Source organism: Embleya sp. NPDC056575, assembly GCF_042793325.1.
Lineage (GTDB): Bacteria > Actinomycetota > Actinomycetes > Streptomycetales > Streptomycetaceae > Embleya.
This window is the reverse complement of the sequence record NZ_JBHTVA010000132.1, coordinates 1-12064: the sequence shown is the minus strand read 5'-3', so window position 1 is coordinate 12064 and position 12064 is coordinate 1. Positions and strand designations below refer to the sequence as shown.

Below are 12064 nucleotides of genomic sequence, written 5' to 3'. Positions count from 1 at the left end.
AACGCCCGGTCTCATTCCGAACCCGGAAGCTAAGCTCTCCAGCGCCGATGGTACTGCACTCGAAGGGGTGTGGGAGAGTAGGACGCCGCCGGAATCTACGTGAATAAGGGGCCCCACCCCGGTGGGGCCCCTTATTTTTTTATCCTGTTCTATTTATCGTGGCGACCCCTGTGTACAGGGGTTCACGGCCACTGTCGGGTGCGCCGACTTCGTTCGTCATACGGGACAATGGTGGTCGCGCCACAGGCGACTGCGTACCCGTACGACGATCACGAGGAGCAAATCCCATGTCCAATCCCCCCTCCGAAGGACGGCCGAGTCGCCGTCCCGGTGGATCGCAGTACTCGGGGGGCGGTGGCGGCGGTGATCGCCGGCCGTTCAACCGTGACGATCGTGGTGGCCGTCCGGCTTCCGGTGGTCGTGGCCAGGGCGGTCGTGACGATCGGGGCGGTTCGCGCTCTTCGTTCAACCGTGACGACCGCGGGGGCAACCGCGGTGCGGGCACGGGGCGTCCGCAGTCCGGTGGGCGGGACGATCGTGGTGGGTTCTCGCGTCCGTCGTTCAACCGGGACGATCGTTCCGGTGGCGGTGCGCGTCCGCCGTACCGGTCGGACCGGCCCGAGCGTTCGGATCGGCCTGCCCGGGACGACCGTGGTGGGTCGCGTCCGCCGTTCAACCGTGACGACCGTGGGTCCGGCCGGCCGTCGTATGGCAATCGGGACGATCGTGGGTCGCGTCCCTCGTTCAATCGTGACGATCGTGGTGGGGAGCGTCGTTCCTCGGGCGGGCGCGATGATCGGCCCGGGTTCCGTGAGGAGCGCGGCGGGGACCGTCGTCCGCCGTTCCGGTCGGACCGGCCCGAGCGTTCCGACCGACCCGGTCGTGATGATCGTGGTGGGTCGCGTCCGCCGTTCCGCTCGGATGCTCCGGAGCGGGATCGTGGGCAGTCGCGGACCTCGTACGGGGCTCGCGGCGACCACGCGATCGCCCGCCCGAACCGCGAGGACCGGCCGTCGTACGGTCGTGACGATCGTGGTGGTCGGCCGTCGTATGGCAATCGGGACGATCGTGGGTCGCGTCCCTCGTTCAATCGTGACGACCGTGGTGGGGACCGTCGTTCCTCGGGCGGGCGCGATGATCGGCCCGGGTTCCGTGAGGAGCGCGGCGGGGACCGTCGTCCGCCGTTCAATCGCGATGAGCGTGGTGGAGACCGTCGGCCGCCGTTCCGGTCGGACCGGCCCGAGCGCTCGGACCGGCCTGCGCGCGATGAGCGTGGTGGGTCGCGTCCGTCCTACGGTCGGGACGACCGCGGGGGGCCCGGTGGGCGGTTGCCGTTCCGTTCGGATCGTGGGGACCGGCCTGCTCGGGACGATCGTGGTGGGTCTCGTCCGGCGTTCGAGCGTGATGACCGCGGTGGGTCGCGGGCGCCGTTCAACCGGGACGACCGTGGGTCCGGCCGGCCGTCGTATGGCAATCGGGACGACCGTGGTGGATCGCGTTCGCCGCAGCGGGCGGAGCGGCCTGCTCGGGACGAGCGGGAGTTCGGGGATCGTGACCACCGTGACGGCGCCAGCAGCCGGCCGACCTACAACGGTCGACCCGGTGCGCGGCAGCCGTTTCAGGAGCGTCGTCCGGCGCCGAGACGGGACGACCGGGGTTCCGGGCGTCCGGCCGGCGGCGGTCGGGACGAGCGTGGTGGGGACCGTCGTCCGCCGTTCCGGTCGGACCGGCCCGCTCGGGACGATCGTGGTGGTTCGCGTTCCTCGTTCGGTCGGGACGAGCGTGGTGGCCGGCCCTCCTTCGGCGACCGGGACCGCGATCGTGGCGGTCGGTCGTCGTACGGGAGCCGGGACGACCGCGGGGCTTCGCGTCCGTCGTACGACCGTCGGGACGAGCCGGGCTACGTGCCGGTCGAGCGCATGTTCATTCCGGAGGACGTCCAGGCCGAGGAACTCGGTGCGGAGGCGCGCCAGGAGCTGCGTGGGCTGCCCAAGACGCTCGCCGACGAGGTCGCGCGCAACCTGGTCATGATCGGCCGTACGGTCGACGAGGACCCCGAGCTGGCGTACAAGTACGCGAAGGTCGCGCTGCGGCTCGCCTCGCGTGTCGCCGCCGTGCGTGAGGCGGCCGGGATCGCGGCGTACATGGCCGGGGCCTACGCCGAGGCGTTGTCCGAGCTGCGGGCGGCCCGGCGGATGACCGGGTCGAGCGAGCACTGGGCCGTGATGGCCGACTGCGAGCGTGGCCTGGGCCGTCCGGAGCGGGCGTTGCAGATGGCCGGGGCGGACGAGGTCAAGCAGCTGGACAAGGCCGCGCAGATCGAGCTGCGGATCGTCGCGGCCGGTGCGCGCCGCGATCTGGACCAGCTCGACGCGGCCGTGGTCACCCTTCAGGTGCCGGAGCTGAACTCGGCGTCGACGAACCCGTGGGTGGCGCGACTGCGGTTCGCGTACGCCGACGCGTTGGCGGCCGTGGGTCGCGACGACGAGGCGAGGGACTGGTTCGGGCGGGCCGCCGAGGCGGACACGACGGGCGAGACCGGTGCGGCCGAGCGGGTCGCGGAGCTGGACGGGCTCGACTTCACCGATGCGCTCGACCCGGACGCGGAGGACGACGACGAGGTCGACGTCGACATCGAGGACTCGGCTGCGGAGGCGGTCGAGTTCGAGGGTGGCGCGAAGGACGAGGCCGAGGTTGCGGCCGAGGGCGACTCGGATGACGACGACGCGGTCGTCGGCGACGTCAAGGACTGATCGAGCGTCGAAGAGGTGTGAAGGGAAGGGCCCGGCATTCGTGCCGGGCCCTTTTCGCGTTTCGGGGTTGTGGGCTACGGGGTCATTCGGTCAGGTCGAGGCTTCTGAGGACCAGGCCCGTGGCCGGCTTCGGGCCGAACGAGGTGGATTTTCTGGGCATGCGGATGTCCTGTTCGGCCAGGTCCCGGACCACTCGTTCGTCGGTGGGACGCAGCAGGATCGCGGTTCCGCCGGTGTGGTTGGCCTGGCGGACGGCGGCCGCGGCGTCGTGGACGTAGGTGATGTTGTCCCAGTTGTCCGGCACGTGCCACACCTGTTCGAGCAGGGCGGCGTGCAGGACCGTGGCGTCCAGACTGCGCCAGGTGCGCGGGCGGTCGGCGCGGATGGCCAGGTCGAGCAGGTCCGGGTCGGGGCCGGTGAGCAGGTGGAAGCGGCGGTCGCCGGCGAGCAGGAAGGCCGGGCCGGTGGCCTGGTCCAGGGCCCACAGGGCGGCGGGCAGCGTGCCGTCGAGGGGGCGGGCCAGGAACGCGCCGGCGCCCGCGTCGCCGTAGGTGGCCAGTTCGTTCAGCGCCTGTGCGGGGCGCAGCTTCGGCAGCACGCGGTGGATCGCGCCGACCCGCAGCGGGTGGCGGATGGTGTCCACGAGCAGCACCAGGCCGCGGTCCCAGGGGCCGTCGCCGCGGCCGTCCGCGTGCGCGCGGTCGCGCATCCGGGCGTAGGCCGCCCAGCGGTGGTGGCCGTCGGCGATCAGCGCCTTGCGGACCGCCAGGTCGTCGCGGATCCCGGCGAGCGCCTGGCGATCGGTCACCCCCCACAGCCGGTGTCGTATGCCGTCGGGTGTGCGCAGGCCGACGAGCGGCGGCTGGTGGGTGGTCTGTTCGACGATGTCCGACGCGCGTCCGCCGCCCGTGTACACGAGCAGGATCGGCTCGGGGTTCGCCGACAGCTCGGTCATGATCGCGGCGCGGTCGGCGACGGGGCCGGGCATCACGTCCTCGTGCGGCAGTACCGCGGAGTCGAGCGAGAGGGCGCCGATCAGACCGCGTTGGATCGAGTTGTGGTCGCGCTGCTCGTAGACGTAGAGCGTGGGCAGCGGATCGGGACGCAGCACCCCCTCGGCGAGCCAGGTGCGCAGCGTGGTGCCGGCGTGTACCGCGCTGCGCGGCAGGACCAGGCGCACGATGTTGTGCGGGTCGGCGTCCTCCAGCGCGGGTACGCCGCCGGGCTCGACCACGTCGTACGGTGGCGAGGTCACCGACGCGACGTCCCCCACGCGGTCCGGGTCGTAGCGGAGCCCGCGGAAGGGGGCCAGATCGAGCCCGTTCGGCACTGCGTCATCCATGACCGAATGTTACGGGCCCGAGGGCGGGCAAGATCAGGACATCCGATGTCGCCGGCCTCCGGATCGTCGGACGTTCCGGTTCGGGGGCGTCGGTTCGGTGGACGGCGGGTGGTCGAGATGCGGGAGGGCATCATGGCGATGGCTCAGGGAGCCGACGGGGTGAACGGTGCGCCCACTGGAGACGTGTACGACTGGTATCGGCGCGGGGTGCAGCTGCTCTCGTCGGGTAATCCGGCCGCCGCCGCGCTGTTGCTGGCGCGGGCGGCGGACGCGGCGCCGGAGTCGCGCAGTGTGCGGGAGGCGCTGGCGCGGGCCTGGTTCGACTCGGGCAGACACGATGAGGCGCTGCGGCACTTTCGGGTGGTGGCGGAGTCGGATCCGGCGGACGACTACGCCCAGTTCGGCTGGGGCCTGTCCGCCTCGCGGCTCGGCGACTTCGAGACGGCGGTGGAGCACCTGGCGCTCGCGGTGGCGATGCGGCCGGAGACCAAGCACTACCGGGCGGCGCTGGTGCAGGCGCGGGCCACGTTGCGGGCGCGGGCGGGGGCGTACGGGACGATCGGTGCAAACGGCCGGGACGGCGGGTCCGGTCGAAACGGTGACGAGACGAGTGACAGGAGTGGCGACGCGTGAGCGGGCATACCTCGGCGAAGGCGACGGACGGTTCGGACGCGGGCGGGGACGGCGGAGCGTTGGCGCGGGCCTACGACGTGGCGCTGCTCGACCTGGACGGGGTCGTGTACACGGGTGCGCGGGCGGTGCCGCACGCGGTGGAGGTGTTGGCCGAGGCGCGTGAGCGGGGGATGGGGCTGGCGTTCGTCACCAACAACGCGTCGCGTACGCCCAAGGCGGTGGCCGAACATCTGGTCGAGCTGGGGGTTCCGGCGCAGCCGGAGGACGTGGTGACGTCGGCGCAGGCCGCGGCGCGGGTGGTCGCGGAGCGGGTGCCCGAGGGGGCGCCAGTGCTGGTGGTGGGCGGTGAGGGCTTGGAGGTCGCGCTGCGGGAGCGTGGGTTGCGGCCGGTGCGGTCGGCGGATTCGGGCTCCGGCTCCGGTTCGGGTTCCGGTGGGGAGGGGCCCGCGGCGGTTGTGCAGGGGTTCGCCGCGGATGTGGGGTGGGCGGCGTTGGCGGAGGCGTCCTATGCGGTGGCGCGCGGGGTGTTCTGGGTGGCCTCGAACGCGGACCTGACCATTCCGACGGAGCGTGGGATCGCGCCCGGGAACGGGGCCCTGGTGGGGGTGGTGCGCGCGGCGACGGGGGTCGAGCCGGTGGTGGCGGGCAAGCCCGAGTTGCCGCTGCATCGCGAGACGATCCTGCGTACCGGGGCGCGTCGGCCGCTGGTGGTGGGCGATCGGCTCGACACGGACATCGAGGGCGCGCACAACGGCGGCGTGGACAGCCTGTTGGTGCTGACCGGGGTGACCACGCCCGAGGCGTTGTTGGCGGCCGGTGCGGGGCGGCGGCCGACGTTCGTCGCGGAGGACCTGCGGGCGTTGCTGGAGCCGGCGGTGACGGCGCGGCGGGACGGTGACGCGTGGGTGTGCGGCGGGTGGTCGGCGCGGGTGGTGGACGGCGCGTTGGCGGTCGAGGGCGAGGGTGCGCGGATCGACGGGTTGCGGGCGGCGTGCGCGGCGGTGTGGGCCGAGGGCGCGGAGGGGGCGGCTCGGGTCGACACGGGCGGGGTGGTGCAGCGGTTGGGGTGGTAGCGGGAGGGGGGTCGGTCCGGGCGCGGCCGGGTGGTGCGGGGCTTTTCGGTTCAGATCAGCTTGCGGAGTATCAGCAGGTCCTTGAAGGACGCCTCAAGCTTGACCCGGCCCTTGGCCCACGCGGAGGCGAAGTTGAGGGTGCCGGCCACCAGGGCGACCAGGTCGTCGCCGGTCATGGCCAGTCGGATCTGCGCCTTCTCGGTGCGCGGCTCGGTGTCGATGTCGTGCAGGGCGCCGTCGCGCAGGCGTCCGGAGAAGGTGACGTCGAGGTCGGTGACGTGGCAGCTGAGGCTGCGGTCGAGTTGGGTGGCCTTGCGGGTGTCGCCCTCCGCTCGGCCCATCTTGGCGGACAGTTCCTCGAGGGCCGTGCGGCACTCTTCGACGGTGGCCATGCGGGGACGTTCCTTCCGTGGGATCCGGTTGGCGACCGTACCCCACCAGGGGGCGGGCGATGTCTGTGGCGGTCGGTCGGCCGGCGGTGTGGCGGGGTTCGGGTTCGGGTTCGCCTCGTTCGTGTCGGCGGCATGTCGTTGCTTCCGTTCGCGCGCCGGTCGAGAGGGTAGCGTCGGGGGCAGACCGATCATCGCCGTTCGTATCGCCGCGCAGGCACCGATACGGCGGCCGGAGCAGGAAGGCGGGCGCCGGTTCATGCGAGACGTCGTGCGCAGTTACCTTCAGATCGCCAGTGGCTTGACCGAGATGACCAGGCAGCGGGTCACCGAAGTGGCCAAGGTCCTCGTCGAGCGCAGCGGCCTCGACCTGGAGCAGGTTCCGGAACAGGCCCAGGCGTTGCCGCAGTTCGTGCAGCAGGTCGCCGAGGAGTTGTACGAGACCGGCAAGGCGAACCGGGACCTGCTCGTGGGCATCGTGCGCGGCGAGGTGGACAAGGCGCTGACCCGTACGAGGCCGTGGACCAAGGATCTGGCCAAGGCCGAGGAGGAGATCACCCGGTTGAAGAGTCGGGTGACGGATCTGGAGCACCGGTTGGCGCGGGCGTCCACGCCTCGGGCGGCACGGCCGGCGGGGGCGCCGGGAGCGGGCGGGGCGGGGCGTTCGGCGGGGACGAGCGGTTCGGCCGCGACGCCGGTCGCGACTCCGCCGGCGGCCGGCCCGTCCGTCGCCACGCCGCCGTCCGGCAAGCCGGTCGCGAAGAAGGCGGCGGCGAAGAAGAGCGTCGCGGACAAGCCCGCGGTGGACGGTGGTTCGGCGGCGACGGCCGGTCCGCGCAAGCCGGCGCGTAAGACGAACGGGACGCCCGCCGCGAAGAAGTCGGCGCCGGCCAAGAAGGCGATCCGCAAGCCGACCGAGCCGGCGGCGGACGCGGACGGGCAGTCGTGAGCGACGCCTCGGCGGCGGACGGCGCGGAGCGGGCGGTCGCCGAGGACGTCGCGACCGGGTCGGGCGTCGTCGAACCGCCGCCCCCCACGGGCGACCCGCACGTGGACGCGGTGCTGGCCACCTTGAGCCGTGTGGGTGACCTGCCCACCGAGGCGCACGGGCCGGTGTACGAGGATGTACACCGGGGATTGCGGGACACCCTCGCGGATCTGGATCGTTAGGGCGGGTCCGTGTTCTCCCGTCGGGCTCCGCGACGTCCGGCACCGTGCCCGGCCGTACCGGCGAACCATTCGATCGGGACCACCGAACGGGTGCTTCGCCGGTACGCCGGGGCGTGGCACCGGGCTTCGCGGAGGCCGGCGGGCGACCCACCCGCGCCGGCGCGAGAGTGGCGGTTCTCGTCGACGACTTCGGCACAACCAAGGAACGGCAGGCACGACCGGTGGCACGACGCAGGCTCGACGCCGAGCTGGTGCGCAGGGGACTCGCTCGCTCCCGGGACCACGCGAGCGAACTGATCGCGGCCGGGCGGGTGACGGTGGGCGGCCAGGCCGCGACCAAGGCCGCCACCCAGGTCGACGCGGGGGCGGCGGTGGTGGTCGCGGCCGACGCGGGCGACCCGGACTACGTGTCGCGCGGCGGACACAAGCTCGCGGGCGCGCTCGCCGCGTTCACCCCGCTGGGGCTGAGCGTGGAGGGGCGGCGCTGTATCGACGCGGGCGCCTCGACCGGCGGCTTCACCGACGTGCTGCTGCGCGCGGGGGCGGCGCACGTGGTCGCGGTGGACGTGGGGTACGGGCAACTCGCGTGGGCGCTGCGCAACGACGACCGGGTGACCGTGCGGGACCGGACCAACGTGCGTGAGTTGACACCGGATCAGGTGGGGCCGGCGGCCGAGGTGGTGGTGGGCGACCTTTCCTTCATCTCGCTCGGGCTGGTGCTGCCGGCGCTGGTGCGCTGTTCGGCGCCGGACGCGGACCTGGTGATGATGGTCAAGCCGCAGTTCGAGGTGGGGCGCGAGCGGTTGGGCGCCGGTGGTGTGGTGCGCGATCCGGCGTTGCGGGCCGAGGCGGTGCGGATCGTCGCGGAGCAGGCCGCGAAGTCGGGCCTGGGGGTGCTCGGGGTGACGGCGTCGCCGCTGCCGGGGCCGTCGGGCAACGTCGAGTACTTCCTGTGGATGCGGGCCGGCGCGCCCGAGCTGGATCCGGCGGACGTCGATCGGGCGGTCGCCGAGGGGCCGCGGTGAAGGGGGTGCGCGATAGCGTCGCGGCGTACGGGTCGGGCTCGGCCCGGGGCGGTGTGGACGGCGGTGCGGCGGATGGTTCGGGCTCGACCTGCGGGTCGGGGTCGGTCGGGGGCCGCGCCGAGGGTGGTACGGCGTACGGGTGCGGCTGCGCCGACGCCGGTATGGCGTACGGATGTGGCAGCGGTCGGCGCGATGCGGACGAGGGGATACGGGGATGAGCGATCGCACGATACTGGTGGTCACGCACACCGGCCGTCCCGCGGCGTTGCGCAGCGCGCGGCTGGTGGTGGAGCGGCTGATCGCGGCGGGCCTGGGCGTACGGGTGCTGGAGCCGGAGGCGGACGATCTGGCCCTGCCGGGCGCGGTCGTGGTGTCCGTGGAGCCGGACGCGGCCAAGGGTTGTGAGCTGGCCATCGTGCTCGGCGGCGACGGCACGCTGCTGCGCGGCGCGGAGCTGGTGCGCGAGGCGGCGGTGCCGATGCTCGGGGTCAACCTGGGCCGGGTCGGTTTCCTGGCGGAGGCCGAGCGCGAGGACCTGAACGACGTGGTCGAGCGGGTGGTGGCGCGGGACTACGACGTCGAGGAGCGCATGACGCTCGACGTGGTGGTGCGGGTCAACGGTGAGATCGCGCATACGAACTGGGCGTTGAACGAGGCCGCGATCGAGAAGGCCTCGCGCGAGCGCATGCTGGAGCTGGTCGCCGAGGTGGACGGCCGGCCGCTGTCGCGCTGGGGCTGCGACGGGGTGGTGTGCGCGACGCCGACGGGGTCGACGGCGTACGCGTTCTCCGGTGGCGGGCCGATCGTGTGGCCGGAGGTGGAGGCGCTGATCATGGTGCCGATCAGCGCGCACGCGCTGTTCGCGCGGCCGGTGGTGGTCTCGCCGAACTCGGTGCTGGCGCTGGAGCTGGCGGCGGAGACTCCGCCCGGTGCGCTGTGGTGCGACGGGCGGCGGACGGTACAGCTGCCCGCGGGCGCGCGCGTGGAGGTGCGGCGGGGAACCCAGCCGGTGCGGTTGGCGCGGCTGCATCGGGCGCCGTTCACGGATCGGCTGGTGGCGAAGTTCGCGTTGCCGGTGAAGGGGTGGCGCGGGCGGCGGTGAGGTCGTTGGGCGGGCGGGGGCTCGGCCCGCGGGGCGGGTGAGGCTTGATCCGCGGCGTGGGTGATCGGGCTCGCGAGGCTGGGTCGGGGTGGCTGACACACGCCGTTGAACTGCTTTCTTCGCGTGGAGTCCCCGCGACCTCGTAGTGTCGTCCCCGTGCTCGAAGAGATGCGGATACAGGGTCTGGGTGTCATCGAAGACGCCGTAGTCGAGCTCGCGCCGGGCTTCACCGTGGTCACGGGCGAGACCGGCGCCGGCAAGACGATGGTGGTCACCGGGCTCGGCTTGCTGTTCGGTGGGCGGGCCGATGCCGGGCTGGTGCGCAACGGGACGGGGAAGGCTCTGGTCGAGGGCCGGCTCGGAGTGCCGGCGGATTCGCCCGCGGGGCGGCGGGCGGCCGAAGCGGGTGCCGAGGTCGACGACGGCGAGCTGCTGCTGGCCCGGACGGTCTCCGCCGAGGGGCGTTCGCGCGCACATGTCGGCGGGCGGTCCGCGCCGATCGGGTTGCTCACCGATCTGGCCGACGACCTGATCGCGGTACACGGGCAGACCGATCAGCAGCGGCTCTTGCGGCCCGCCCGGCAGCGCGCCGCGCTCGACCGGTACGCCGGGGAGGCGGTGTCGGTGCCCCTGAAGGCGTACGGCGCGGTCTACCGGCGGCTGCGCGAGGTGAGCGCGGAGCTCGACGAGATCACCACGCGGGCGCGCGAGCGGGCGCAGGAGGCGGACCTGCTGCGGTTCGGGCTGACCGAGATCGAACAGGTGGTGCCGCAGCCGGGCGAGGACGCCGAACTGGCCGCGGAGACGCTGCGGCTGGGACACGCGGACGCGCTGCGTACGGCCGCGACCACGGCGCACGAGGCGTTGCTGGGCGATCCGGAGACGGGTTCGGACGCGGTGGACGCCTCGACCCTGCTCGGTGCGGCGCATCGGGCGGTGGAGGCGGTGCGGGCGCACGATCCGGCGCTGGCGGCGCTCGCCGATCGGCTGGGCGAGGTCGGATATCTGGTGGCGGACGTGGCCACCGAACTGGCGTCGTACGCGGCCGGGGTGGACGCGGACCCGGTGCGGTTGGCGGCGGCGGAGGAGCGGCGGGCGGCGCTGGCGGGGCTGACCCGCAAGTACGGCGAGTCGATCGACGAGGTGCTGGCCTGGGCCGAGCGTTCGGCCGCGCGGTTGGCCGAGTTGGACGGCGACGACGACCGCACCGAGGAGCTGACCGCCCAACGCGACGCGTTGCGGGGCGAGTTGACGGTGCTCGCGGGCGAGGTCTCGGCGGCTCGGCATGCGGCGGCGGAGAAGTTCGCGGCGGCGGTGACCGGTGAGTTGACGGCGCTGGCGATGCCGTATGCGCGCGTCGGCGTGGCGATCGACGGGGTCGACGACGCGGAGGGGCTGGCGGTCGGGGATCGGGTGCTGGCGTATGGGCCGACGGGCGTGGACGAGGTCGAACTGCAGCTGTCCCCGCACCCGGGCGCGCCGCCGCGGCCCTTGGCCAAGGGTGCGTCCGGCGGTGAGCTGTCGCGCGTGATGCTCGCGGTCGAGGTGGTGTTCGCGGGGGCCGACCCGGTGCCGACGTTCGTCTTCGACGAGGTCGACCAGGGCGTCGGCGGCAAGGCCGCGGTCGAGGTGGGCCGCCGGCTGGCTCGTTTGGCGCGCGTCGCGCAGGTGATCGTGGTGACGCACCTGCCCCAGGTGGCCGCCTTCGCCGACCGCCACCTGGTGGTCGAGAAGTCCAGCGACGGCACGGTCACCCGCTCCGGCGTGGTCACCCTCGACGACGCGGCGAGGGTCCGGGAACTGTCCCGCATGCTGGCGGGCCTGGAGGACTCGGAACTGGGCCGCGCACACGCGGAGGAGTTGCTGGCCACGGCGGCCGGCGCGAAGCGGGAGGCCGCATCGCCCTGATGGGCGAGCGAGTCCCGCCCGGCGGGCTGCGGGGGCGTTGGGTGGAGCGCCGAGTGTGCCCCCCATTCGGCCCACCCGCACTCCCGACCCCGAAGCCCGCGCTTCGGAGGCCCCGGGCGGCCCCTGGGGGCGCCGCCCGGCCCGGTGGCCCTGGCGGCACCCAGGGGAGCGTTGCACGCCTGCTCCCCTGCCGGCCGGGTACGGCGCCCCGTTGCGGCTACCGGGACGCACGCCCCCTTCACGGTAGGCGGCGGCGCTCCGCACGTGGTGCCCGTCCGCTGTGTGGCGGGTGTCGGGGCTTTGCTTGTGGCTTCGCCCGCTGCGCTGCGTATGTCGGGATGCACGCTTGCTACGCGGTCGGAATGGCTTCGCGGCTGCGTGTCGGGGGCACATCCGCTACACGGCCGGCGTCGACACTCCGCTCGTGGCCCCGTCCGCTGAGCGGTCGGCGGCGGCGCTTGGTATGTGGTGTCCGTCCACTGCGCGGCCGGCGGCGCTCCGCACGTGGCGTCCGTCGCTCTGCGGCCGAAGCGACGACCGGCTTCCGCCTTCGGCCGCCGGCTTCGGCGCGTCAGCGCCCACGACCCGGGCGGCCCCCGGGATCGACGCGCGCAGCGCGGAGAGCGGCGGAGCCGCAGAACTCGGGCCGGGTGGCCCGGAGCGAAGCGG

Annotated in this window: 10 protein-coding genes and 1 rRNA gene; 9 read left to right on the top strand and 2 right to left on the bottom strand. The window is 73.5% G+C overall.

Annotated features, from left to right (window positions below; genetic code table 11):
* A 5S ribosomal RNA gene (rrf, locus tag ACFRCG_RS47560) occupies window positions 1-94 on the top strand; the annotation flags it as partial.
* Window positions 95-1919: 1825 nt separating this feature from the next.
* The gene (locus ACFRCG_RS47555; protein ID WP_380042924.1) at window positions 1920-2753 is read left to right on the top strand and encodes a hypothetical protein; all 834 of its coding nucleotides are present in this window, start codon (window positions 1920-1922) and stop codon (window positions 2751-2753) included.
* A gap of 82 nt (window positions 2754-2835) precedes the next feature.
* On the opposite strand, the gene ACFRCG_RS47550 is transcribed toward ACFRCG_RS47555, so the two are convergent.
* Window positions 2836-4095, bottom strand: a complete 1260-nt coding sequence (locus tag ACFRCG_RS47550; protein WP_380042923.1) for a DUF1015 family protein — start codon at window positions 4093-4095, stop codon at window positions 2836-2838.
* 132 nt (window positions 4096-4227) lie between these two features.
* Between ACFRCG_RS47550 and ACFRCG_RS47545 the strand changes: the two genes are divergently transcribed.
* A complete protein-coding gene (locus tag ACFRCG_RS47545; RefSeq protein WP_380042922.1) occupies window positions 4228-4728 on the top strand; it encodes a tetratricopeptide repeat protein in 501 nt (166 codons plus the stop codon).
* A complete protein-coding gene (locus ACFRCG_RS47540; protein WP_380042921.1) occupies window positions 4725-5801 on the top strand; it encodes an HAD-IIA family hydrolase in 1077 nt (358 codons plus the stop codon). The genes ACFRCG_RS47545 and ACFRCG_RS47540 overlap by 4 nt, the downstream gene beginning before the upstream one ends.
* Window positions 5802-5851: 50 nt before the next feature.
* On the opposite strand, the gene ACFRCG_RS47535 is transcribed toward ACFRCG_RS47540, so the two are convergent.
* On the bottom strand, window positions 5852-6193 hold the full coding sequence (locus ACFRCG_RS47535) for an alkyl sulfatase C-terminal domain-containing protein (protein ID WP_380042920.1): 342 nt from the start codon (window positions 6191-6193) through the stop codon (window positions 5852-5854).
* 256 nt (window positions 6194-6449) lie between these two features.
* On the opposite strand from ACFRCG_RS47535, the gene ACFRCG_RS47530 reads away from it, so the two are divergent.
* The 5 genes from ACFRCG_RS47530 to recN all read left to right on the top strand — a co-directional run bounded on the left by ACFRCG_RS47530 (window position 6450) and on the right by recN (window position 11395).
* A complete protein-coding gene (locus tag ACFRCG_RS47530) occupies window positions 6450-7139 on the top strand; it encodes a hypothetical protein (RefSeq protein ID WP_380042919.1) in 690 nt (229 codons plus the stop codon).
* Window positions 7136-7360, top strand: coding sequence for a hypothetical protein (locus tag ACFRCG_RS47525; protein WP_380042918.1), 225 nt, complete (start codon window positions 7136-7138; stop codon window positions 7358-7360). The genes ACFRCG_RS47530 and ACFRCG_RS47525 overlap by 4 nt, the downstream gene beginning before the upstream one ends.
* Before the next feature lie 221 nt (window positions 7361-7581).
* The gene (locus tag ACFRCG_RS47520; protein ID WP_380042917.1) at window positions 7582-8385 is read left to right on the top strand and encodes a TlyA family RNA methyltransferase; all 804 of its coding nucleotides are present in this window, start codon (window positions 7582-7584) and stop codon (window positions 8383-8385) included.
* Window positions 8386-8599: 214 nt separating this feature from the next.
* Window positions 8600-9487, top strand: coding sequence for an NAD kinase (locus tag ACFRCG_RS47515; protein ID WP_380042916.1), 888 nt, complete (start codon window positions 8600-8602; stop codon window positions 9485-9487).
* A 168-nt stretch (window positions 9488-9655) separates the two neighbouring features.
* Window positions 9656-11395: a DNA repair protein RecN gene (gene recN, locus ACFRCG_RS47510; RefSeq protein ID WP_380042925.1), complete on the top strand. Its 1740-nt coding sequence runs from the start codon at window positions 9656-9658 to the stop codon at window positions 11393-11395.
* Window positions 11396-12064 lie beyond the last annotated feature (669 nt).